The sequence below is a fragment of the Massilia arenae genome, assembly GCF_008014745.1.
GTDB lineage: Bacteria > Pseudomonadota > Gammaproteobacteria > Burkholderiales > Burkholderiaceae_D > Telluria > Telluria arenae.
The window spans coordinates 111,635-133,842 of the sequence record NZ_VPFD01000008.1 but is presented as its reverse complement, the minus strand read 5'-3'; the positions used below and the strand labels follow the sequence as shown (position 1 = coordinate 133,842).

The window sequence follows — 22,208 nt, the reverse complement described above, 5'->3', positions numbered from 1 at the left end:
TCACATGCGGCTCCCGGCGGTGACGGTGTCCGCCGCCAGCAATTGCGATTTTTCGGCGGCGTCCAGGCGCTTGGCGCTGACCGTCACAACCGCCATCTTGTCGCCGCTGGCAATAGCTGCGCTGTCGATGCTGTAGTTGTCTGCACGGGCATCGGGAATCTTGGCCAGATAGCCCGCCGGGACGGCGACCAGGGCGGCGGCGATGAAGATGGCTTCCATGTGTTTGAGGACGTTCATTTTGCAGCTCCTTTTCAGGTGGTTGGTGTGTCGATGTGTTCACTGTAGGCCAAGCGCCGCATGGTCTCCAGCGGGATGCGACGAGCAGTCGAAAACGCGGAATGAGCTGCATCAGGCGGCGGATGAAGCCCCTCCGGCACCTTCTCTTTCACCTCCCCTCCGCTAGCTGAGCGCGAAGGGCGCGTGGGCGCCACGTAAACACCGGATGACAGGCATGCTCGCGACCCTGATCGACCAATTGGCCGCTACGCGCACGGCGCGCCGCCGTTCCCGCAACCTGCGCGCTGGCGCCCGCCCGATGAGCGCCGGGGCCAGCTGGTCCCTGTCCCTTGGCCCAGCCTGGGTATGGGCCGTGCTGGCCGTCGTCCTGGGCGGCGCCGTCGCGCTGGCGATGCATGCGCGTGCGCTGCCGGACGGCGCGGCCGAGACACCCGGTGCGGTCGCGCTGGGCGCCCTGCAGCCGATCGCGCCGGGGCTGGACTTCGTGGTTCCGCGCGACAGCGGCATCTCGCTCACCCAGCACGGCGGCCTGGCCCTGCTGGTGGCGAGCGGCATGCGTGCCGCCCCGTCGCTGCGGGTCGACCTGTGCACCCAGATGCTCGACCCGGCGCGGCCGCGCATGCTGCCGCTGCGGATCGGCTATCCCTTCGACGAGGCGGCGCGGATCGCGCGCGCCGCCAATGCGCCGCCGCGCAGCGTGCTGCTGGCCCGACCCGGCTCGACGATGCCGCGCATCGATATCACCGGCAATGCCGGCGCCGGCGCGACTGGCTTGACGCTCGCCTGGAATGCCGGCGCCGCCACGGCAGGCTGGATCGGCGATGCGAGCGGCGGCAACGTGACGCGCGCGCGCCAGGGCCAGGCCGTGCTGGGTAACAGCGGCTGGCTGCTGTGGGGCAGCGAGGCCCTGCGCTTCACGCGCCGGCCCAGCGCCGCCTGCCCGCAGGCGGGCGAGCTGGTGCTGCATCATTTCCAACAGGGCGCCGCTGGCGGCGCGGCCCTGGTCCAGGCCTTCCCGGCCCAGGGAGAGCCTGTGCAGCTGCGTCTGGCGCCGGGCGCATGGCAGGTGCCACTGCTGCCAGGCCCCGGCATGGAGGACCAGGCGCTGTTCGAGGCGCTGCGCGCACGCGGTCTGCTGCGCCTGGGCCGCGATGGACTGGTCGAACTGGCGCCGCGCGACCTGCTGGCCTGGCACCGCGCCGTCCGGGAGGCGCGCGCGCCGCTGCCGGGTTGGGAAGATCACCAGCTCGATGCAGGCGACCGCCGCCTGCTGGAGCGCCTGCACCACCGCGCCGACGGCGCCTTTGTGCGCGAGCAGGTGCGCATCTTTAATAGCGAACGCCGGCTGGTGGCCTGGCGCAGCCTGCCGGGCGCCGACGCGGTCTGGCATGCGCTGGTCGGCGGCGCGCCGGCGCCGCGCGAAGCCGGCCTGCCGGTGGCAGCGATGCGCCTGTTCGCGCGTCTGCCTGAGGGCTGGGAACCATGGCAGCGGGTCGGCGGCTGGGAAGGCGGCCGCCAGGGATCGCTGGTGACTTTGAATACACCGGCAACCGGCCGGCCGGTCGAGCTGCTGGTGGCGGGCCGGGTGCGCGGCGTGGCGGGCGCGCGCGTGCTGGCCCAGGGCGCTTGCGACGGCCGTGCTTGCCCGGACCGCGAGGCGGTGCAGCGGCTCGTGCTGGCGCCGCTGGCCGGGTCGGCCGCGATCGCGGTGCAGGTCGAACCACTCGACCTGGCGACGATGTCGGGCGGCGCCGACGCCGCCTACCGCCACCTGGCCATGGTCGATGGCCGCCTGGCCTGGCAGGCGCTGCCGGCTGGTGGCAGCGACGGAACACGGCCCGCCGCCGTACCGGTGCGCCTGCGCGACCGCCATGGCGAAGCCTTGTGGGCCGACGGCGCGCCGGCCGAAGCGTCGCTGCGCGCCGGCCTGGCGCCGCTGCTGGGCGTGCACCGCCAGCACGACGGCAGCGTCGCCGGCATGCTGGCGCGGCTTGGCGGCACGGAGCATGAGGCGCAGCTGAGCCTCGACCTGGGCCTGCAGGCCAGGGCCCAGCAGCTCCTCGACTGCATCGGCCTGCGCGGAGGCCGCTGGGACGGCCAGGCCTGCGTCGGCGGCCTCGATGCCCAGCCGGAGCGGCGCGCCGGCCTGGTCTTGCTGGACGCCGGCAGCGGCGACATCCTGGCCGCGGCCTCCAGCGGCGGCGGCCAGGCCGATCCGGGCCGCTGGGGAGAATTGCGCGACTTCGACCGCGCCGATCCGGCCCGCAGCGTGCTCCGCATCGCCGCCTTCCAGCATGATGGCGGCGCGCACCGCGCTCCTGGCTCGACCTTCAAGGTGATCACCGCCCTCGGCCTGGAGGGCGCGGCGCGCGGCGACGCCCGCCTGGACGGCTTGCTGCAGGGCTTGCCCCTGCATGAGGTGGACCGGCTGGCGCAGGCGGGTGGCTACGATTTCCGCACCGGCGCGCCCAGCTATCCCGTCGATGGCAACCGGGCCCGCATCACCAATTTCCGCGACCAGATCACCAGCACCCGGGCCCAGGACGGCCGCCTGGGCCTGGCGCAGGCGATGGCGCACAGCGTCAATACCTGGTTCGCCTGGAGCGCGGAACTGAGCGACCATACGCTGATGGGCCAGCCGGAAGGCGGCATGCCGGGCGCGCGCGAACTGGAGCCGGGCGCATTGGACACGGTGCGGCCGGTGGCCGCGATGGCGGGACGGCTCGGCTTCGGCCAGCCGCTGCGGCTCGACGGCGGCCTGCTGCCGCCTGACTACCGCTGGGGCGAGTGGGACGCGCTGCAGGCCAGCGCCTCCCGGCTCGATCCGGTCCACAGCCGCCACGAACTGCGCCAGATGGCGATCGGCCTGCGCATGCAGACCACGCCGCTGCAGATGGCGCTGGTGGCGGCCGCGGTCGGTGAGGGTCGTACCGTGGCGCCGCGCCTGCTGCTGTCGCTCGACGGCCGCGCGGCGCAGGCTGGGGCAGGGGAGCCGCTGGGCGTGCGCCTGGACCGCGTGCGCGCCGGGATGAAGGGCGTGATCGACGGCGGCACCGCGGCAGGGGCGTTTCGCGGCGCCGGCTTCGACGCGCTGCGGCCTGGCCTGTACGGCAAGACCGGCACGGCGCCGGCCGGCCAGGACGATCTGGCGACCGTCTGGTTCATGGGCTGGCTCGAGCCGGGAACCCTGCCGGGCCAGACCGGGCGGCTGGCATTCGCGGCCTTCGTCAGTCATTCGGCGGCTACCGGCGGCGGCCACGCGGCCCCGGTCGTGGCCGCTCTGTTGCAATCCATGCAAGGCCATTCGTTGGAAAAGAGGGACAAATAGAGCGCTCTTGCGCGCCTCAAGGCCGTGTTTGTATGGCATCATCTATTTCAATCCGCTATGGCTGCGGAGCGAAACAGAGGATGGGTAAGGTATGCGTTTGCCGGGAACCCGGTATCAGGAACACGGTTGGGAGCAGGTCCGCAAGCTGCTGGGACACTGTTCCCTGCAGGCGTGCGCCCGGCTCGGGCCGGATACCTTGCTCGATCCGGATCCTGAACAGTCGCTCGGCGCCTACGTCGACGCGGTCGGCCATGCCCTGCACGCGGCCGGCGCGCGTGCTGAGGCGCCCGGCAACAGCTATGGCGATACCTGCGGCGAGCTGGCCTTGACCCTCGTCTACGAGCTGCAGGCGCGTCCGTCGGATTGGGCCTTTCTATGCGCGGCGGTGGTGGCCGAGCATGCGCGCATCGGCCCGTTCTGGAGCCAGCCTGGCGGCGAGGCCCTGCTGCGCAAGAAATTCAACGACCTGTACGCCGTCCTGCGCGACAAGGTCGATAGCGACAACTACCAGGCCGCCTGCGGCCGCCCATGCAGTCCCAATCGCATGTACGCCTACCGCATGCTCGATACCGCCTGGCACGAGGTCGCGCGACTGTTCGAGGGCTGGCGCGAGCACGCGCCGCACGTCGGCGCCATCCTGGGCCGCGAGGTCGTGGCGATGCCGATCGAGGCGCGCCAGCTGCGCACGAGCGGCGACTGCAAGCCCGAATGGATCATGCGCTGGAGCGAAAGCCTCGAGCTTCACACCGGCACAGCGGGCCCGCTGCACACGAAGTCCAAGCGCTTCGCCAGCCTCAAGAACAGTCCTGAAAAGATCGGCGCCATGCTGCGCGAGATCGGCGAATACGAGCTGCTGTCGGCCAACCGTGACCAGGATTGGCTGCACGACGCCGGCGAGGCCAGCGCCTGGCTGGACGACTACTGGCGCGTGCTGGACGAATCGGAACAGGGCAGCACGCCTGGCCCCGACCTGATCCTTGAGGCGCGCCAGGACGAGCTGGATGCCGCTGAACCCGCGGCGGCGATCGATGCCGACCCGGTCGAGGCGCAGGAGACTGCGCGCCTGGCCCTGGTCGCGCAACAGGTTTCACTCCCCCCCAACTATCTTGTACTGGCGGCGCTGGGCGAGGACCGCGCCAGCTGGGCGGCGCGCCGTATGGCGCAGGATTCGCTGCCGGTGCGGCTGGCGGTGTATCTCAAGCTGCTCGGCCCATTCGACGACAGCTATCCGTCCGAATGGCTGGATCCGCAGACCGGCGAGCTGCCGACGATGCAGCAGCTGGCCGGGCTGGACGGGATATCGCTGCCAACCCTGCGCAAGCGGCGTGACGCCGCGGTCGCGCACCTGAACGAGATGGCGGGAATGGAGGAGGAAAGACGATGGGCATGACGGAACTGGATCGCAAGTTGCAGGCCGGGGCCTTGCTGGGACGCCGGATCGAGGGCGACCGCCTGGTGCTGGCCGACGCGGTGCTGGCGCAGGCGCTGGACGGCAGCCGGCCGCTGACGGCGGGCGAGCGCGCCGCGCTTCAAGGCTCGCCACTGACCTTGCGCCGCCTGCGCCACCTGGCGGACAGCCGGCGTGCGCAGGCGCAGCCCGTTGGCTGGCGCGGCAGTCGCGGCCTGCTGCGCGTCGCCGACAGCGGCAATGCCCTGGACCTGCTGCGCACCGACGACGGCATGTGGCGCCTGCACTTTGTCGACGCCGCGGGCAGCCTGGCCGTGGTGGTCCAGCTCGACCCGGAAGCGGCAGGGGCCGCCGAAGTAATGGAAGCACGGCCGGCGATCGAGGTGCGGGATGGCCGCGGCGCGCTGGTACTGGAAGGGCAACTCGATGCCGACGGCGAGTGCGAAGGGCCATGGCCTTTCGAAGCACTGCCCGCGGCGCATTTTCAGCAGCATGGAGCGCGCTTCGAGGTGATTCCTCGGGCGACGCCGATCACGTAGTGGTGTTCTGACATACCCGGAAGGACGATGATGCTAGGTTCGCTGTTCAAGAATACGTTGCAGAACACGCTGCGCCCGCTGCGGCAGCCGGAGTTCGACGCGAGCCGCCTCGGCAGCGTGGCGATCGCGCTGCCGGCGCCGAATGGCCTCACCGTCCCGCCGGGCTGCGCCGCCGTACTGGTCGACCGGGGCGGACGCAGCCGGCGCCAGGCCGCCGGCAGCCGCATCGCCGCCATCGAGGGCGAAACCGCATGGTGCGTCCATCCGGGCCCCTATACCTGCGAGCTGGCGCCGTTCGCGGGCGCGCCCGAGATCGGCCTGCGGGTGCACTTCGCGATCGACGCCAGCGACCCGCGCGCCACGCACCAGCGCTTCGACCTGTTCCTGGCCAGCGAGGCCGGCTGCATGGTCGAATTGAGCGGATTCGTCGAACTGGCGCAGACCGCGCTGCAGCGCGAGCTGGCCCAGGGCAACCTCGAGCTGCCCCCTTGCACGACCCTGGAAGAGTGGAACGCCTTCCGCACCGGTTTCAACCAGTTGATGTATACGCGTTTCGGCGTGACGGTCGACGATTGCGTGCCGGTCGACCTGGGCGCCGCGCGTGATTACGCGGCCACGCTCGATGCGCGCCTTGCCGCGCGGCTCGATGCCGTCCATCCGTCCGCCGCTGCCCGCGAGGGTGCGCTGGCCCCGGCGGTGCCGCAGCAAGCCTTCGTTCCCGCCTGCGAGGATGCGCGCGCGCTGCGCCGCCTGTTCCTCGAGCTGCCCTGCCTAATGTGCGCAGTGCGTATGGCGGTGCTGCCGGCCGACCAGGGCCGCTTCCGTCAGCACCAGGAGCTGCTGCGCCGGCTCGACCTGGTCAGCCTGTCGGTCGGCACCATGCCGGCCCTGGAACTGGCGGCTCCCGGCCAGCCGCTGGCGCAGGAAGAGCAGCTGCGGCGCGCACGCCACAGCCGCCGCGCCGCCAGCGCGCTGGACGAGGCCTGGGCGCTGCTGGCGCGCCTGAAGGTGGCCGGCGAAGGCCCGCTCGACAACCTGTTCGACGAAGCCGACCGCATCGTGGCCAATCTCGAGACCGAGGCTGGCGCGCGGCGCGCGGTCACGGCGCGTGAAGTGGAGTTGGAGGAGGCATGAAAGCAGATGCAAGTGCGGTCCAGTGCCGCAGCATTGCCGTCGATGGCGGCATGCTGACGATCACCGCGACGCGCCGCCCGCGCGCCGGACGCGCCGACGTCAAGTGCAGCGTGCCGGGCGCGCCTGGCGTGGCCGAGCGCATGCAGCAGGTGGTGCGCCTGGCGCGCCACACCGAGCCGCGCTTCGACAGTCGCGACCAGGTGGTGCTGAGCCTGGACCGCGCGCCGGCCGAGGGAGACCGCGACTGGGAACTGGCGGCGGTACTGGCCGACCGCATCGTGCGCGACGTCTTTGCGCCACGGCGCGAGGTCGTGGCCAATGGCTGGTCCGACGCCTGGCACCTGGGCCGGATCGATGGCCGCAGGCTGGCAGGTATGCCCGACGGCGTGCTGCTGGGCGGCGCCGACGCCCTGGCGCACCTGGGCGCCCTGAACGGCCAGCCCGATCCCGCCGCCGGGATCTCCAGCGCGCGCGCCTGGTTCCCGATGCATAGCGGCGGCGAACACGATGGCCTCGGTTGGGTCGAGGTCAGCGTGCGGCCACTGGCCAGGGCCGGGAGCGGCGAAGACGATCCGGTCAGCGTGCCGGACGTGGATGCGGTGCGTCAGGCGCAGGTGGCGGCGGTGCTGGCCGGGTCGCGCCACTTCGATGGCCGCGGCCAGGGCCAGTGGCGCACCACGGTGCGTTTCGGCGAGCCGCGCTTCTCCGGCGACTCTTACCAGCTGGCGCTGGTGATGGCCGACCGCATGGCGCGCGGCCGCGAATTTCTGGCGCGCGGCCGGGTGATCGCCACCGGCAGCTCCAGCGCCTGGCATGCGGGGCGGGTCGAGGCGGTCGAGGCGCTGGCGCCGAAATGCGCGCTGATCGCGCGCGAAGCCGGCCCGGGCGACCGCATCCTGCTGCCAAAAGAGTGGGAATCCGCTCTGCCTCATGGACTGCGCGACGCCTTGCGCGCGCGCGGCGCCAGCCTGGCCTGCGTCGAGCGGATCGGGATTATCTAGCAGGGATAGCAGTTTGTTTGACCGGTTCGCACCCTGCGCACGGGAGCGATCCGTGCCGAAGGCATGGCCCTGCTAAAATCCAGTGGCTGGACAGCAGGTTTGCAGTTGAAAGTGACGAGAAGTACAGGACAGAACGGAGTCGGATATGTTGCAGATGTTCGGAATTAAAGGCGCCAATTGCCCGCGCTGCGAGTGCAAGAACGCGCCCGAGGCGCGCTATTGCGCCGGCTGCGGCGTGATCCTGGGCGCGCCGCGCAACAAGCCGGTGCTGGTCGAGAACCGCTGGGTGCCGGGCCCCGACGAACTGGCCGTGTTCTTCGGCGTGCGCGAGCTGTCGGGCCTGTTCGTCAAGACGCTGCGCGTGCCGGCCACGGCGCGCGGCTTCATCCTGCAAGGAGAAAAGGCCACCGAGGTGCCGCAGGGCGAGTACGAGATCGAAGGGTTCTTCACCCGTCTGAACCACCTGCTGCGCGACCAGCACGCCGAGATCCTCGTCACCCGCACCGGGGCGCTGGCGGTGCCGTTCGAATTCGACGACATCCCTACCTGCGAACATCTCGATATCGCCCTGCGCTTTTCGGTCAGCGTCAGGATCGAAAACGTGCCGGCCTTCGCCCGCCATTTCATGACCACGCCGGGCACGATCGGCGCCGCCGAGTTGCGCGAACTGCTGTCGCATCCGGTGCGCCAGCTAGCGCTGGAGTTCATCGGCGCGCGCTCGATCCGCGAACTGGCGGCCAATGGCGAATTGCGCGAACAGCTCGACCAGCGCCTGCAGGGCGGCCTCAAGACGCTCCTGGCCGGCTACGGCCTGGCGGTGACGGCGGTCGAGACCTTCGAGCTGCGCCACGACAAATACGACGCCAACCGCGCCCGCATCGGCAGCCTGTGGCTGGCGACCGACGAAAAGCACGTGCAACTGGCCCACAGTCGCCAGCTGGACGAGTTGTACACGGCCGAGGAATGGCAGCGCATCAAGCGCAGCGAAGAAGAAGGGCGGCTGCGGCTGCGCCGCGCCGAGCTGCGCCAGGATGACGCCATCGCGCGCGCAGAACTGTCCCTGCAGGGCGCCGACCGCGCGCATGGCGTGCGGGCGCGCCAGATCGAGCTGTATGGCCGCATCCTCGAGGCGCAGTCGCGCAAGCAGGCGCTGGCCAATGGCGCGGCCGGGGTGCTGGCCGAACTCGAGCACGAGATGGCGCAAAAGAACGCGCAGCGCGCTGACGAGGCGGCCGAGTGGCAGCACTTGCGCGCGCTGGCCGGCGTGCGCATGCGCGCCGAGATCGCGTGCGCCCAGCAAGAGGCCACCCAGGCGCGCCAGCTGGCGCAGCAGCGCTTCTCTCAGCAATTGCTGCAACAGCAGATCCGCAACAAGATCGAACAGGCGCGCCAGATCGAGGACGCGGCGCGCCAGCGCGCCGAGCTGGCAAGGCTGCGCGAAAGCGAAGAAGAAGCGGCGCGGCGTCTGCGCGACATCGAGGGCGCCGAGCACGAGGCGACGTTCCAGTCCCTGAAGCTGGCTAACGAGGCGCGCCGGCGCGAGGCCGAACGGGCGCAGGAATGGGAAGACGAACAGGCGCGCCAGCGCATCGAGAGCGTGCGCCGCGGCGCCCAGCAAGAGAAGCTGCTGCGCACGATCGAGGCCGACAGCACGCACGCGCGCCTGATGCAGGACGTCACCCTGGAGGCCGACGAGCGCCGCGCCGGCATCGAGCAAGGCGCGCGCGCGGCCGACCGCGCCCACGAACTCGAACTGACCCGTCTGGCGATGGCGCGCTTTGAGGCGCTGGGCGCGATGGACGATACCGCCAAGCTGGCGCTGGCCGAGGCGCCGAATGCGGCGGTGCTGGCCGACTACCTGAAGACGCGCGTGCATGCCTCGATGGATGGCGACCAGTTGACGGCGCTGGCCGGCGTGGCTGGCGTGGGCAAGATCGACGCCGCGCTGGCCGACGCGCGGGTCGTCGCCGAACAGGCGCGCCGTGAACTCGAGGTCGACAAGGACCGCCGCCACCAGCTCGACCTGCTAGCCATGCAGAACGATGTGAACAAGGCGGCGCTGACTTCGCAGGCGACGCTGGCCACTGGCATCGTGGGCGCGCGCCAATGCGTCCACGGCCATCCGGCCGGGCGTGACGACCGTTTCTGCGCCGCTTGCGGAGCGACGCTGCCGGCGTGATTCAATAGCAATGCAGACTGCCATCGACAAGATCCGCGAACTACGCGCGCTGCACGAAGACGGGCTGTTGAGCCGTCAGGAGTTCGACCTGCGCAAGAACGCGATCCTTGACGCGGCCTATACGCCGGCCGAGCGCGCCGGCGCCGGGGCCGAACCGCAGGCCCTCGGCACTGAGATCGGTCCCGTAGCGGACGTGCCCATGGCGCGTCCCGGCACCGAGATCGGCCTGATGGCCGGCCAGGAAATCGGCCCGCAAACCCGCCGCTACCGGCTCGAGCGCCTGATCGCCCACGGCGGCATGGGCCAGGTGTGGCAGGCGACCGACCTCGCCACCCATGCCGAACTGGGACACAGCGCCCAGGTCGCGCTCAAGATCCTGCCGCCGCACCTGACCCAGGCCGCCAGCCACGCCAAGCTCCTGATCCAGGAAGCCACGCGCGCGAGGCGCCTGGCGCACGAGCACATCGTGCGCGTCTACGAGTGGGCGCAGGATCCGGCCACGTCCAGCTACTTCATCATCATGGAATACCTGGAAGGCGAGGACCTCGACGCCGTGCTGGGTCGAGAGTCCCGGCTGCCCCTGGACCGCGTGCTGGCGCTGCTCGACCCGGTCGCCGACGCCCTCGACTATGCCTGGGGCAAGCACCGCCTGGTCCATCGCGACATCAAGCCGGGCAATGTGTTCGTCACCCGCAAGGGAGAAGTGAAGCTGCTCGACTTCGGCATCGCCGCCCGTGCCCGCGCCAGCGGCGCCATGTCGCCGTTCGATGCGCCGGCGACGTCCGGCACCGCCGGCTACCGCGCGCCCGAGGCGGCGCTCGAAGGCCGGGTGCCGGAGCCGACGCTCGACGTGTATGCGGTGGCGGTGATGATCCACCAGCTGCTGACCGGCGTGCTGCCCGGGGCGCCGGGCGGGCAGGTGCCCGAGACGCTCGGCGCGCGCCAGTGGGACGTGCTGCGCGCCGGCTTCGCATCCGATCCGGCGCAGCGTCCGGCCACGGTGCACGCGCTGCTGGACGCGATCCGCGCCGCGGCCGGCCCATCGGCCCAGGAACTGGCGGTGCAGGAAGCCGCGCGCCGGGTCGAAGCAGAGAAGGAAGCGCGCGAGCTAGCCGCACGCCGTAAGGTCGAGGCGGAAGCCGCGGCGGCGGCCCAGGCCCGGCTCGACGAGCAGCGCCGCGTCCAGCTGCGCGAACAGCAGCGGCGCGAGCGGGTGGCGGCCGAGGAGGCGCGCCTGGCGCGCAAGGAATCGCTGCGCCAGCAGTTGCTGGCCAGGCGCGACGAAGAGGTGGCGAAGGCGCAGGCGGCCAAGGAAGAGACGGCCCGGAAAGCTGCCCAGGCCAGGGCCGCCGCCGCATATATCGCGCAGCAGAAGAAGGCGCGCGAGGAAGAGTTGGCGCGCGCGGCCGAGCCGGCGCCAAGCGCGCCGCCGCCAGCGATGCCGGCCGTCGACCCCGGCGCCATCCTGCACGACCCGTTCACCGACGGCAGCGGCAACGGCCCGGCCCTGGTCCTGATCCAGGCCGGCCGTTTCGAGATGGGCTCGCCCGAGCACGAACGCCGCATCGCGATGGCGGCCGGCTCGCAAAAGAACTGGATCGCGCGCGAGACCCCGCAGCATTGGGTCGGCATCGAACGCCCTTTCGCCATGGGGCGCTATCCGGTGACGGTCGGCGAGTGGCGCGCCTTCGTGCAGGCCAGCGGCTGGGAACAGCATGGCGAGGTCAATTGGGAATCCCCCGGTTTCCCGCAAACCGAGATGCATCCTGTGGTGGGCGTGACCTGGTTCGACGCGCAGCAGTACGTGGCCTGGCTGAGCGCGGCCACGCGCAAGCGCTACCGGCTGCCGAGCGAGGCCGAATGGGAATACGCCTGCCGCGCCGGCAGCAAGACCGCATTCAACGTCGGCGACACCATCTCGACCGTGCAAGCCAATTTCGACGGCAGCTTTACCTATAACGGCGGCCCGCGCGGCGAGTTCCGGCACGGCACCACGCCGGCGGATATGTTCGCGCCGAATGCCTGGGGCCTGCACGATATGCACGGCAATGTCTGGGAATGGGTGCAGGACGTGGTGCACGACAACTACGAGGGCGCCCCGCAGGATGGCAGCGCATGGGAATTGGGCGGCGACCAGGTGCGGCGCATCCTGCGTGGCGGCTCCTGGCTGTACAACCCGCGCTACCTGCGCGCGGCGCTGCGCAACGGCTTCTCGGCCGTGCTGTCGAACGATATCGTCGGCTTTCGGGTGGTGCGCGAACTTTAACTCCGGTGTACAGTCGAGCATTGCCTTTTCGACCAGGAGCTCGCCATGACCATCGCACACCTCTTCAAATCGCACGACAAGGACCTGGGCGGCGGCTTCACCGTGCGCCGCATCCTGCCGGCGGCGGCCAAACAATCGGTCGGTCCCTTCCTGTTCTTCGACCACATGGGACCGGTGGAGGCCGAGCCGGGCACGCGCCATGACGTGCGTCCGCATCCGCACATTGGCCTGGCCACGGTGACTTATCTGTTCGAGGGCGCGATCATGCACCGCGACAGCCTGGGCACCGAGCAGCGCATCGAGCCGGGCGCGATCAACTGGATGACGGCCGGCAGCGGCATCGTGCACTCCGAGCGCACGCCCGAAGACCTGCTCGAACGCACGCGCCGCACCCACGGCCTGCAATTGTGGGCCGCGCTGCCGCGCGAACACGAGGAAGCGCCAGCCGCCTTCAGCCACACGCCGGCCGACCAGATCCCTGAAGTGCAGCTCGACGGCGCCAAGGTGAGGGTGCTGGTCGGCACCGCGCTGGGCCAGACCTCGCCGGTACCGACCTTCGCCGAAACGCTGTACCTCGACGTGCACCTGGGCGCCGGCGCCGCCATCGAACTCGACCGTCTGCCGGAAGAAGCCGCCCTCTATGCACCATTCGGCACGATCGAGGTCGACGGCGAACCAGTCGCCGCCAACACGATGGCCATGCTCGAGCCGGGCGCCGCGGTGCGGGTGAGTTCGCGCGAAGGAGCGCGCTTCGTCGTGATCGGCGGCGCGCCGCTGGACGGCAAGCGTTTCATCTTCTGGAATTTCGTCTCGACCAGCCGCGAGCGTATCGAGCAGGCGGCGCACGACTGGGAAGCGGACCGCTTCGTGGCGGTGCCCGGAGAAACGGAACGCATTCCTTTGCCACCCTTGCCGTCGGCCTGGCGCCATGACTGACTTGCCGCGCGGCTAACTGGCGCGGGAGGGCTGCGGCCAGGCGTAAGCTGGCGTCACCAACGTGGGCTTATTGCATACGGGAGGTGAGCCATGAAGATTCCTGAACACCTGCGGGCGCCGGCGATCGTGTTCGCCCTGCAGGCTGCACTACTGGCCGGCGCCGCGCTGGTCTTCCTGATCCTGATTCCGCCGCACGGCTGAGCGTTCGCCCGAAAGGCGGCGTCAGGCGTCGAGTGCGACGGTGAGAGCGTGGTGGTGGCGTTCGCCGCTGCCGCGGGGGCCGCCGTGCGCCTCGGGATAGGCCTGCGCCACGAAGCGCGCAGCGATGCCAAGCCCTGTCTGCAGCAGGCGGTCCAACTGGGCTTGCGGCGCCAGCGGAGTGTCGCGGCCGCTGTCGCGGTCGCGTTGCCAGAAGCCGCCGTCGCGATGGAACAGCATCGGCAGCGCGGCGGCGCGCGGCATGCTGGATGCTTGCTGGTGCCGGTTCGACGCAGGAATGCAGTCCGGCGCCATCAGGTAGAAGCATTCGGCGCGCGCGCCGGCGTCCAGCCGGTGCAGCACCACCGCGTGCGCCATCAGGGCCGTCACCTCGAGCGTGACGATGCCCTTGATGCTTGCCGTCAGTTCGATCCGCATGCCGAGCCGCAGCTGCACCGGCATGTGCTTGCCGGGCCAGACGCCGTCCAGCAGCACGCCGTAGCGCGACACGTCCTCGATCTCGAAGCCATGGCGGCTGCGGCGGATGACGGCGTGCCGTCCCGACAGGCGGCGCGTCAGGCCGCCGATCTCGGCGCCGGCTTCGCCGTGGTGGGACAGCAGCAGGTCGGCCTCGGCGGCGATGCTCTCGAAGCGGCCCAGCACGCATTCATCCAGCGCGAACAGGCGTACGTGGCGCTGGGTGGCCGAGTCGGCCTCGGCGTGCACCAGGCAGGCGCCGGTCGCGGGACAGGGATGCAGCGCCGCCTCGACCGGGATGTCGATCTCGATCAGGTCTTCGTCCCAGGCGATGGTCGACATGCCGAGGTCGATCTTGCCGCTGCCGCTGTCCAGGTTGAGCTGGGCGATCGAGGCATTGCGGGCAGTGACGTCGATGTCGATCCGTCCGCCGCCCGGTGCATTCACGCGGGCGATACCGGCGTCGTCGGCCGTCACGCGCACGTTCTTGTGGGTCGCGAGAAAGGTCTGGTGGATCTCGCCCAGGCTGGCGTCCTGGCGTGGCACCAGGATGACCGGCGAGCAGGTCCAGGTGCGATTCGATTCCGGCGCCTGGCGATGATGGCTGTGCAGCTCGATCTCGATGCGGTACTGGCCGTGTTCCAGACCGCGCGAGGAAAATTCGAGGAACAGGGGGCGCCAGTCGCCGCGCGAGGTGCGCTGGAAGGCATAGCTTTCGCCGCCGTGCAGGCGCAGGGCCGAACGCACCAGCATGCGCACCTCGGGCGCGCAATCCATCGGCATGCCGCGCAGCTCGAGCCGGATCGCCTGGCGGCCGCCGGCGGCGCGCGGGTCGAAACCGCTGATGTGCAGCTGGGGGCGTTGCAGGTTGGCGCGGGACAGCGTCGGCGCTGGCCCGATATCGGTAGTGCGCCGGCTGCGCAGGGCGGTGATGGCGTCGAAACTCGACGGCAGGCCGGCCACTGGCGCGGTGGCCACCAGCGTGGCTGCCGGCGCGGAGGCGGGCTGCATGTCGACTGCGGGCTGGGCATGCCCGTGCGCGCACATGGCGTCGTCGGGCATGACCCAGACGGTGCAGTGCGGATGCTCGGGATTGCGGCAGCGGTTCATGTCAGGGCGACAAGTTAAATAATGGTCGAAATCAATATTGCAAGCTTACGCTGTTTTTGAACCGCACGGCGCACCAAGTTCGTTGATTAACAACATTATTTTCTAAAAGCATGAGATCAGTTGGTGGCTTTGGTGGGGGCTTCCACCGGCAATACGGTTTCGTCCGCATGGCGGGCCAGCGGCCGTACGACGAGGGCGGTCAGGTTGTCGGGCTGCAGTCCTGCCGGCGGATCGTTTTCCAGCAGGCCGAACAGGCGCTCGACCAGGGTCACCGCAGCCGGATCGCCGTTCATCAACGCCGGCCAGCCGGCCACGAAACCGTCCGGCTGGGCGCAGGACCAGAACCCGTCGGTGGCCAGCAGGTAGGCGGCGCCGGGCCGCAGGTGTAGCGCGCGGCGGTCGGCCAGGTGGGCCAGCCAGCAGGGCAGGATGTCCGGGGTGAGGGCGAACAGCGGATCGGACAGGCGCGTCGGGTCGGCGAAGGCATTGCCAAGGATGAAAGCCTGGGCAATCTGCGGCGCATGGCGCCCGTGCACCTGGCGCCACCAGTGGGCTTCGTCGAGGCGGCCGGCGAGGGCGGCCACGGTGGCCGGCACGTGGTCGACCGTCAGGGGCGCGGCGTGCGCTGCGTCGAGTTCGTACAGGCGCGAGTCGCCCACGTGGTACAGCAGCGGCGCGCCGCTCGCCGGCAGTTCGAGCAGGGTCAGCGTGGTACCTGGCCGTGCGGCGCCGCTGGCGCCTTGGGCAAAGCGCGCCTGCAGGCCGGTGTGGATGGCGTCGAGCCGCTCGCTAAGTTCTTCCAGCGTGGCGCAGGCTGGCATCATCAGCAGGGCCGCCGCCAGCGCTTCGGCCGCCTCGCGGCCATGGCCATGGCCGCCCATGCCGTCCAGCACCGCCAACCGGCCATGGCCCGACGGCCAGCCGTCCACGGTGACGAAGCAGGGTTGCTGGTCCTGCAGGCGGCAGGCACGGCCGTCGAAATCGATAACGACGAAATTATCCTGGTTCTCGGCGCGGGTGGATGGGCCGCAACCGACGCGACTCGCGACCGCGACGTCGAAGCAGGGGGCGAAACGGAAATCGGCGAGCGTGACTGGCATTGGCAAAATGATCAGGATGATACCGCCACTTTACACGCTGGCGTAACGGATCAAAGACACGATTAGATGGGATGTTTTCGGCCGCCCGTGAGCAAGACCAGTGCATTGAGCACCACGCAGGCGCCGGCGGCGGCGAACGCGGCGCGCACGCCCCAGGCGTCGGCGACCAGTCCCCAGACGACGCTGCCGGCCGCATAGCCACCGGACATGATGAACAGGTAGATCGACAGCGTACGCGCCCGTACCTCGGCCGGGAAGGACAGCTGGGCCGCCGCGTTGAGGGTAGAGACGGTGGTGGACCAGGCCATGCCGCCGCACACGATCATGGGCGCGAGCAGGGCCAGCGAGCGCGTATGCGGCATGGCCAGCAGCATCGCGCCATACACCAGCAGCGCGCCGGCCAGCAGCCCGGTGCGGTCGACCCGGGCCCGCACCTGCGGCAGGAAGAAGGCTGCGGCCACCGCGCCGCCGCCCAGGCAGCCCATCAGGGTGCCATACACGCCGGCGCGCAGGTGCAGCACGTCGCGCACGAATACCGGCAGCAGGCTGGCGAAGGCGATGGTGGCGAAGAAGACCGAACACACATTGCGCAGGATGCGGCGGTAGCGCGGGCAGCCGAAGGCGGTGGCGAAGCCCAGGCGCATGCGCACGCCGAACTTTTCGCGCGCGGCCGGCTGCGGTTCGCCCTCGCGCCACCAGTGCCAGTAGACCCCCAGCAGGCCGATGAAGGACACGGCATTGGCCAGGAACAGGGCGCCCGGCCCGATCCAGCCGAACAGCAGGCCGCCCAGCGCCGGGCCGAGGATGGCGGACAGGTTGTACGACAGGTTGTTGAGCGTGGCGGCGGCTTCGACTTCGTCGGGTTCGACCAGGCTGGCCAGCGCCGCCTGCCAGGCCGGCCAGACGAAGGCGGTGCCGATGCCCAGGCAAAAGGTGATCGCCAGCACCGGGCCGCTGGATACCTTGCCGCTCCAGACCAGCACGGCCATCGCGGCGGCGCATACGGCATTGAACAGATTGCAGAAGAACAGGAACTTGGGCCGGTGCACGGCGTCGGCCAGCACCCCGGCGAGCAGCGCGAACAGGAATATCGGCAGATAGGTGGCGGTCTGCACCAGCGAGGTGATCGAGGCCGACTGCGACAGCGAGGCCACCAGCCAGGCCGCGGCGAAGGTCTGGACCCAGGTTCCGAGGTTCGATACCAGGTTAGCGAGCCAGATGCGGCGGTAGCGGGCGTGGCGCAGCGGCTGCGTCAGGGGCACTTTGCGACGTCTGGGAACCGTGCCGGCGGCAGGGGAAAATAAGGCGAGGAAGCTGGCTTTCGGCATGGTCGAACCATGGTAGGGCGGGGCCGGTTCGCTCGTCAATAAAATTGCATTATGGAAAATCAACGCTGTGGTATGTTTACGTTCCGCGCAACACTGTCAATACATGCCATGGACATCCGGCCGCTGGTAGACACCGATATTCCGCTGCTCGTTCCGGCGATTGCAGCCCAGTTGCGCGAGCTGGCGCTGGAGTTCATCGTGCACGAATCGACGCGCGAGGGCGCCGCCACCTTCCTGGCCGAGAACGACCAGATCGGCGTGCGCAAATACTTGGCCATGGGGCATGTGTACCACGTGGCGCTGGACGAGGGACAGCTCGCGGGCTTCATCGCGATCCGCGACAACAGCCATTTATTTCACCTGTTCGTCGGCAAGCGCTGGCAGGGGCAGGGGCTGGCGCGGCGCTTGTGGAATGTGGCGCGGGCGGCGGCCATCGCACGTGGTGGCGACGGCAATTTCACGGTCAATGCGTCGAACCATGCGGTGCCGGCGTATGAGGCATTCGGTTTCGCGCGGGTGGCGCCGACGCAGTGCGTGAAGGGCTTGTATTTCAATCCGATGCGGTTGGGGTGGGCGGACGACGTCGACGGTTGATCCCGGGGCAGCGGTGTGCCCGCGCTGCCAGGGCATGATGTACAGTGGCGGTCCGGGCCTGGGGGCCTGGCCCGTCAGCGGCACTCGTCGACCGCTGGCCGGGCTTGAACACGCTATTTCATGACCATCGAGTTGATACTGGCCGTGGCCAGGAGTTTTTTGTTCGTCCTGGTGACGATGCTGCCGATCCTGAATCCGGCCGCCACCGCACCGATTTTCCTGAGCATGACCGAGGGCGCGTCGCCCGCGACCCGTGCGCTGCTGGCGCGCCGCATCGCGCGTAATATGTTCTGGCTGATGACGGGGTCGATGCTCATCGGCTCGTATGTGCTCGATTTCTTCGGTATCTCGCTGCCCATCGTGCGGGTTGGCGGTGGCCTGATCCTCGCCTCGGTGGCCTGGCGCCTGCTGGGCGCGACGCCTTCTACGCTAGACAGCCGGACCGCGCTGGCCGAGGCCTACACGCCGGACCATGCGCACCGGCAGGCCTTTTATCCCTTGACCTTCCCGATCAGCTGCGGCCCGGCCTCGATCGCGGTGGCGATCACGGTGGGCGTCGCGCTGCACGACGTGGAGATCGTGTTCTCGCTGGCGCGCATGGGCGGCGCGTTGATGGCGCTGGGGCTTATCGGCGTGCTGATTTATCTCGCGTTCCGCTATGGCGAACACTTGCTGCGGCTGATCGGGGAGGCGGGGACCGCGGTCTTCTTGCGGCTCACCGCTTTCATCCTGCTGTGCCTTGGCGTGCAGATCGTCTGGGACGGGTTGCGCGAGCTGCTGCTCGAGGTGATGTCGGTTCCGGTGCACCTGGCGGCGGTCCGGGCGATCGTGGGTGCCGGATAGAATTGGTGAGCGTAGGCGCTGGCGGGCTCGCTATACTGGTGGTCGATGACCAGCCTCTCTACTCCATTCCCGCTGACTGCCGGCACGCGCAATGATCGTCTTGCCGGCGTTGGCGTCACGCTGGCGGTTCACCTGGCCTTGATCCTGGCGTGGCAAATGGCAGGCAAATTGCCGTCGATGCCGCAGGAAGGGAGCGACGAGGCGATGCAGTGGATATCGCTACCTTTGCTGCCAACGCTGGAACCGCGCGTTGAGCCGGCTGCACCTGAGCCGGTGAAGGAGGTCCGGCCGGCATCGGTAGCTGCTCCGATGCGGGCGGCGCGCACCGCTCCGGCCCCGGCGTCACCGGTGGCGCAGACGCCATCGGCCGCGCCAGCGCCCACGGCAGTGGACGAGCAGCCCGCTGCGCTGCCGGGCGCCGCGGACATCCTCGCCAATGCGCGGCGCAGCGTCGGCGAGATCGACCGCGCCCTGCGCAAGGAAAACAAGCCGCTGATCGTCTTGCCACCGGATAGCCCGCAGCTCCGCATGCGCGAGGGCATGGAGCACGCGCGCGCCATGGCGGCGCCGCGCCTGTGGGAAGCGCCCAAGGTCGAGGAACTGGTGAACAACACGGGCGACGGCGCGCGCCGCACGCGGGTGATCACTGGAAGGGGTACCTACTGCGTTACCGATCGGGCGCCGACGACCAACGTCGAGATGATTGAGATGCACGGCAGGCGGCGCTTTACTAATTGTCCGACGCATGAAACGCCGGCCAAGCAGCAGGAGTGGCGTACTGCGCGCGATTAGATATCTGATTCGCGACCGATACGCTAAAGCCAGATCTGCTGGGAGAGATACCGCGGCGCCTCAGATCGACTTTGATATCGTCTCCCGCAACCACTGATGAGCGGGATCCCGATGGGAACGCTCATGCCACAGCATGACCATTTCATATCCGGGAACGTCCACAGGTGGCTCTACGACCTGCAGCACTCTGGTACTGCGTACCAGACGCGAAGGCAACATGGCGACAAGATCCGTACTAGCCAGGACGGACATCATGAACAGGAACTGTGGAACAGAAAGCACCACCTTGCGCTTCAATCCTGCTTTTGCAAGCACATCGTCAGTCGGTCCATGGAAACCGCCGCGATCTGGCGACACAATGACATGCTCCAGTTCGCAAAATTCGGCTAGCGTGAGTTGCGGATGCAAACGCGGATGATCCATTCTGCCAGCAAGCACATAGCGCTCGGCGAAAAGCGTACGACGGCGCAGACCGGGAGGGGAGCCTTCGCCAGTATGGAAGGCGAGATCGATGTCACCCTGTTCAGCTTGCTTCGCAATCTGTGACGGTAATAAATCCAGCACTGCAAGCCGGGTTGCCGGCGCCGCCGCGCGGATAGCGGCCATCGCAGGCAAAAGTATGGTCGAGCCACTGGAGTCGGAAGCGGCGACGCGCCAGGTATGTTGGGACTCTGCCGGGTTGAACGGGCGGGCTGGCGCCACTGCGCGCTCCAACGATTCAAGCGCGTCACGCAATGGCTGAACCAGTTCCTCGGCTCGTGCGGTGGGCTGCATTCCACGCGGACCAGGCAGCAACAGGGGATCACCGAAAATCTCCCTGAGCTTTGCAAGATGAACGCTGACGGACGGCTGCGAATAGTTAAGGCGACGCGCTGCTCGGGTCACATTCCGCTCTGCCAAAAGCACGTCAAGGGTGACCAGCAGATTCAGGTCAAGCGTTCGCAAATTAAGCATTTTAATAGCTAGTATGTTGATAATTCATTTCCAATATACCTGACTCGAACCTATTCTGTCTTTCCTTGCTTACGTTGAAAGATCAGTTATGAACATTCTTCTCGTCCATGCGCATCCAGAGTCCAGGTCCTTGAACGGGGCGTTGAAAGAGTTCACCGTGCAGCGGCTGCAAAGTGCGGGACACTTGGTGCAGGTTTCCGACTTGTACGCAATGCAGTGGAAAGCCGCTGTCGATGCCGAAGATTCCACCCAACGGTTGTTCACTACCCGGTTCGATGTAGCGATCGAATCCAAGCACGCTTTCAAAAACGGCTTTCAAAGTGTCGACATTGCACGCGAACAGGAAAAGCTGCTGTGGGCCGATGCGGTGATTCTTCAGTTCCCGCTGTGGTGGTATTCCATGCCAGCGATCCTCAAAGGTTGGATCGAGCGGGTATATGCTTTCGGCTTCGCCTATGGCGTAGGCGAGCATTCCGACACACACTGGGGGGATCGATTTGGTGAGGGGACGTTGGCCGGGAAGCGCGCCATGCTGATAGTGACAGCAGGTGGTTGGGAATCACACTACGGCCCGCGCGGCATCAACGGACCAATCCACGACATGCTTTATCCCATCCAGCACGGTATTCTTTTCTATCCGGGCTTCGACGTGATGCCGCCGTATGTCGTGTATCGAGCTGGCAGTACAGATGAGCGCAGATTTACTCATATCTGTGACGAACTCGGACAGCGGCTCGATACCCTCTTCAGCGCAGATCCCATTGCTTTCCGTCCTCAGAACAAGGGCGATTACAACATTCCGGCGCTGACCTTGCGAGACGACATTCTCCCGGGGCAAGCCGGGCTGTCGATACACGTCGCAGATCGCGAGTACTAATGAATGCCAAGGCAAATAAAGGTCTCGTTGGACGTTTTCTCAGCCACTTTGAAAAGGGCAGCGTCGACGAGCTTCTCGATATGCTGAGTAACGATGCGACATGGTGGGTCAATGGCAAACCTCACTTGTTCGCTTTTGCCGGATTAAAAACCAAAGCTGAAGTGCGGCCCGCCCTCGATGAGCTTTTCGCCTTCTTTAACGGTGGATTAAGAATGGAATTGAAAAGCTTGATTGGCGAAGGCGATATGGTGGCCGTTGAAGCGCGCTCTTATGGGGTGACGAAGAGTGGAAGGCACTATGAGAACGAATACCACATATTGTTTCGATTTCGCGATGGGGAAATCGTTGAAGTACGGGAGTACACTGATCCCATGCATGCGGTCGAGGTGCTGCGTTAGAAGGTATGGCGAACTTTTTTGTTCGTCCCCAGTAACAAATCATTCATCGGCCCGCCGCAGCCACAGGCTGCTAGCCCATCCCTCGATTTCCTTGCCAGCGACCGTCGCGCGCACCTGCCACCAGTCGCCGTCGCGCAAGCCGGTCGCTTCCACCCGCGTGCCGGCCGGCACCACCAGCAGCCGTTCGGCGCCGACGCCACCGGCCACGCGCAGATTGAGCGCATCGTGCACGCGATAGCGGGCGCCAGCGACCGGCACGTCGATGCCCGCTACCTCTTTGGCCTGTGCCGACTGCACCAATTGCGGGGCCGGTGCCGGAGTCCCGAACATGGCCAGCAACAGCGTCCCACCGGCCGCGGTGCCGACTCCCAGCACACCGAGCGCGCGCGCATTCGGCCGCCGCCACCAGGCGCGCGGCGTGAGCCAGGCGCAGAGGCACAGGGTCAGCACCAGCGCCGCGCCGAAGGCGAGCACATAAGCGGCCGCATGAGTCCAGGTGACCATCGCCG

The 22,208-nt window shown here is 68.3% G+C and carries 19 protein-coding genes; 13 read left to right on the top strand and 6 right to left on the bottom strand.

Annotated elements, in window-relative coordinates; genetic code table 11:
* A complete protein-coding gene (locus FVD38_RS09570; RefSeq protein ID WP_123071466.1) occupies positions 1-237 on the bottom strand; it encodes a hypothetical protein in 237 nt (78 codons plus the stop codon).
* Positions 238-451: 214 nt separating this feature from the next.
* On the opposite strand from FVD38_RS09570, the gene FVD38_RS09565 reads away from it, so the two are divergent.
* The 8 genes from FVD38_RS09565 (at position 452) to FVD38_RS09530 (ending at position 13,028) form a co-directional block, all read left to right on the top strand.
* Positions 452-3,565: a penicillin-binding transpeptidase domain-containing protein gene (locus FVD38_RS09565; protein WP_147934602.1), complete on the top strand. Its 3,114-nt coding sequence runs from the start codon at positions 452-454 to the stop codon at positions 3,563-3,565.
* A 91-nt stretch (positions 3,566-3,656) separates the two neighbouring features.
* A complete protein-coding gene (locus FVD38_RS09560) occupies positions 3,657-4,955 on the top strand; it encodes a hypothetical protein (protein WP_147934601.1) in 1,299 nt (432 codons plus the stop codon).
* Positions 4,952-5,512: a hypothetical protein gene (locus tag FVD38_RS09555; RefSeq protein WP_229493550.1), complete on the top strand. Its 561-nt coding sequence runs from the start codon at positions 4,952-4,954 to the stop codon at positions 5,510-5,512. The genes FVD38_RS09560 and FVD38_RS09555 overlap by 4 nt, the downstream gene beginning before the upstream one ends.
* Positions 5,513-5,539: 27 nt before the next feature.
* On the top strand, positions 5,540-6,646 hold the full coding sequence (locus FVD38_RS09550; RefSeq protein ID WP_229493548.1) for a hypothetical protein: 1,107 nt from the start codon (positions 5,540-5,542) through the stop codon (positions 6,644-6,646).
* Complete coding sequence (locus tag FVD38_RS09545) at positions 6,643-7,647, top strand: hypothetical protein (protein ID WP_147934599.1); 1,005 nt, start codon at positions 6,643-6,645, stop codon at positions 7,645-7,647. The genes FVD38_RS09550 and FVD38_RS09545 overlap by 4 nt, the downstream gene beginning before the upstream one ends.
* A 145-nt stretch (positions 7,648-7,792) precedes the next feature.
* A complete protein-coding gene (locus tag FVD38_RS09540; RefSeq protein ID WP_147934598.1) occupies positions 7,793-9,826 on the top strand; it encodes a coiled-coil domain-containing protein in 2,034 nt (677 codons plus the stop codon).
* 10 nt (positions 9,827-9,836) lie between these two features.
* On the top strand, positions 9,837-12,092 hold the full coding sequence (locus FVD38_RS09535) for a bifunctional serine/threonine-protein kinase/formylglycine-generating enzyme family protein (protein WP_147934597.1): 2,256 nt from the start codon (positions 9,837-9,839) through the stop codon (positions 12,090-12,092).
* 45 nt (positions 12,093-12,137) lie between these two features.
* Positions 12,138-13,028, top strand: coding sequence for a pirin family protein (locus tag FVD38_RS09530; protein WP_147934596.1), 891 nt, complete (start codon positions 12,138-12,140; stop codon positions 13,026-13,028).
* 222 nt (positions 13,029-13,250) lie between these two features.
* Here FVD38_RS09530 and FVD38_RS09525 read toward each other — a convergent pair whose 3' ends face one another.
* From FVD38_RS09525 to FVD38_RS09515, 3 genes are all read right to left on the bottom strand, one after another.
* Complete coding sequence (locus FVD38_RS09525; protein WP_147934595.1) at positions 13,251-14,813, bottom strand: FHA domain-containing protein; 1,563 nt, start codon at positions 14,811-14,813, stop codon at positions 13,251-13,253.
* Positions 14,814-14,929: 116 nt separating this feature from the next.
* Complete coding sequence (locus FVD38_RS09520; protein WP_147934594.1) at positions 14,930-15,913, bottom strand: PP2C family protein-serine/threonine phosphatase; 984 nt, start codon at positions 15,911-15,913, stop codon at positions 14,930-14,932.
* A 62-nt stretch (positions 15,914-15,975) separates the two neighbouring features.
* Positions 15,976-17,175, bottom strand: coding sequence for an MFS transporter (locus FVD38_RS09515; RefSeq protein ID WP_229493546.1), 1,200 nt, complete (start codon positions 17,173-17,175; stop codon positions 15,976-15,978).
* Between the two features lie 174 nt (positions 17,176-17,349).
* On the opposite strand from FVD38_RS09515, the gene FVD38_RS09510 reads away from it, so the two are divergent.
* The 3 genes from FVD38_RS09510 to FVD38_RS09500 all read left to right on the top strand — a co-directional run bounded on the left by FVD38_RS09510 (position 17,350) and on the right by FVD38_RS09500 (position 19,470).
* Positions 17,350-17,835, top strand: coding sequence for a GNAT family N-acetyltransferase (locus FVD38_RS09510; RefSeq protein WP_147934592.1), 486 nt, complete (start codon positions 17,350-17,352; stop codon positions 17,833-17,835).
* A gap of 120 nt (positions 17,836-17,955) precedes the next feature.
* Positions 17,956-18,678, top strand: coding sequence for a MarC family protein (locus tag FVD38_RS09505; protein ID WP_147934591.1), 723 nt, complete (start codon positions 17,956-17,958; stop codon positions 18,676-18,678).
* A 45-nt stretch (positions 18,679-18,723) separates the two neighbouring features.
* Positions 18,724-19,470 (top strand): hypothetical protein, encoded by a 747-nt coding sequence (locus tag FVD38_RS09500; protein ID WP_147934590.1) that lies wholly within the window; start codon positions 18,724-18,726, stop codon positions 19,468-19,470.
* A gap of 60 nt (positions 19,471-19,530) precedes the next feature.
* Here FVD38_RS09500 and FVD38_RS09495 read toward each other — a convergent pair whose 3' ends face one another.
* On the bottom strand, positions 19,531-20,424 hold the full coding sequence (locus tag FVD38_RS09495) for a LysR family transcriptional regulator (protein ID WP_147934589.1): 894 nt from the start codon (positions 20,422-20,424) through the stop codon (positions 19,531-19,533).
* Between the two features lie 88 nt (positions 20,425-20,512).
* Here FVD38_RS09495 and FVD38_RS09490 point away from each other — a divergent pair, with 88 nt between their 5' ends.
* Together FVD38_RS09490 and FVD38_RS09485 are read left to right on the top strand one after the other, a co-directional pair.
* Entirely contained in the window at positions 20,513-21,301 is a 789-nt protein-coding gene (locus tag FVD38_RS09490; RefSeq protein ID WP_147934588.1) for an NAD(P)H-dependent oxidoreductase, read from the top strand.
* Positions 21,301-21,699 carry a nuclear transport factor 2 family protein gene (locus tag FVD38_RS09485; RefSeq protein ID WP_147934587.1) on the top strand — a complete coding sequence of 133 codons (399 nt, stop codon included), beginning with the start codon at positions 21,301-21,303 and terminating at the stop codon, positions 21,697-21,699. The genes FVD38_RS09490 and FVD38_RS09485 overlap by 1 nt, the downstream gene beginning before the upstream one ends.
* Positions 21,700-21,738: 39 nt before the next feature.
* On the opposite strand, the gene FVD38_RS09480 is transcribed toward FVD38_RS09485, so the two are convergent.
* Positions 21,739-22,203, bottom strand: a complete 465-nt coding sequence (locus FVD38_RS09480; protein ID WP_147934586.1) for an SH3 domain-containing protein — start codon at positions 22,201-22,203, stop codon at positions 21,739-21,741.
* Positions 22,204-22,208 lie beyond the last annotated feature (5 nt).

What these genes read in the sequence shown, in the direction of transcription:
- FVD38_RS09570 (WP_123071466.1), bottom strand. Translation starts at nt 237, where the DNA reads ATGAACGTCCTCAAACACATGGAAGCCATCTTCATCGCCGCCGCCCTG.
- FVD38_RS09565 (WP_147934602.1), top strand. Translation starts at nt 452, where the DNA reads ATGCTCGCGACCCTGATCGACCAATTGGCCGCTACGCGCACGGCGCGC.
- FVD38_RS09560 (WP_147934601.1), top strand. Translation starts at nt 3,657, where the DNA reads ATGCGTTTGCCGGGAACCCGGTATCAGGAACACGGTTGGGAGCAGGTC.
- FVD38_RS09555 (WP_229493550.1), top strand. Translation starts at nt 4,952, where the DNA reads ATGACGGAACTGGATCGCAAGTTGCAGGCCGGGGCCTTGCTGGGACGC.
- FVD38_RS09550 (WP_229493548.1), top strand. Translation starts at nt 5,540, where the DNA reads ATGATGCTAGGTTCGCTGTTCAAGAATACGTTGCAGAACACGCTGCGC.
- FVD38_RS09545 (WP_147934599.1), top strand. Translation starts at nt 6,643, where the DNA reads ATGAAAGCAGATGCAAGTGCGGTCCAGTGCCGCAGCATTGCCGTCGAT.
- FVD38_RS09540 (WP_147934598.1), top strand. Translation starts at nt 7,793, where the DNA reads ATGTTGCAGATGTTCGGAATTAAAGGCGCCAATTGCCCGCGCTGCGAG.
- FVD38_RS09535 (WP_147934597.1), top strand. Translation starts at nt 9,837, where the DNA reads ATGCAGACTGCCATCGACAAGATCCGCGAACTACGCGCGCTGCACGAA.
- FVD38_RS09530 (WP_147934596.1), top strand. Translation starts at nt 12,138, where the DNA reads ATGACCATCGCACACCTCTTCAAATCGCACGACAAGGACCTGGGCGGC.
- FVD38_RS09525 (WP_147934595.1), bottom strand. Translation starts at nt 14,813, where the DNA reads ATGAACCGCTGCCGCAATCCCGAGCATCCGCACTGCACCGTCTGGGTC.
- FVD38_RS09520 (WP_147934594.1), bottom strand. Translation starts at nt 15,913, where the DNA reads ATGCCAGTCACGCTCGCCGATTTCCGTTTCGCCCCCTGCTTCGACGTC.
- FVD38_RS09510 (WP_147934592.1), top strand. Translation starts at nt 17,350, where the DNA reads ATGGACATCCGGCCGCTGGTAGACACCGATATTCCGCTGCTCGTTCCG.
- FVD38_RS09505 (WP_147934591.1), top strand. Translation starts at nt 17,956, where the DNA reads ATGACCATCGAGTTGATACTGGCCGTGGCCAGGAGTTTTTTGTTCGTC.
- FVD38_RS09500 (WP_147934590.1), top strand. Translation starts at nt 18,724, where the DNA reads ATGACCAGCCTCTCTACTCCATTCCCGCTGACTGCCGGCACGCGCAAT.
- FVD38_RS09495 (WP_147934589.1), bottom strand. Translation starts at nt 20,424, where the DNA reads ATGCTTAATTTGCGAACGCTTGACCTGAATCTGCTGGTCACCCTTGAC.
- FVD38_RS09490 (WP_147934588.1), top strand. Translation starts at nt 20,513, where the DNA reads ATGAACATTCTTCTCGTCCATGCGCATCCAGAGTCCAGGTCCTTGAAC.
- FVD38_RS09485 (WP_147934587.1), top strand. Translation starts at nt 21,301, where the DNA reads ATGAATGCCAAGGCAAATAAAGGTCTCGTTGGACGTTTTCTCAGCCAC.
- FVD38_RS09480 (WP_147934586.1), bottom strand. Translation starts at nt 22,203, where the DNA reads ATGGTCACCTGGACTCATGCGGCCGCTTATGTGCTCGCCTTCGGCGCG.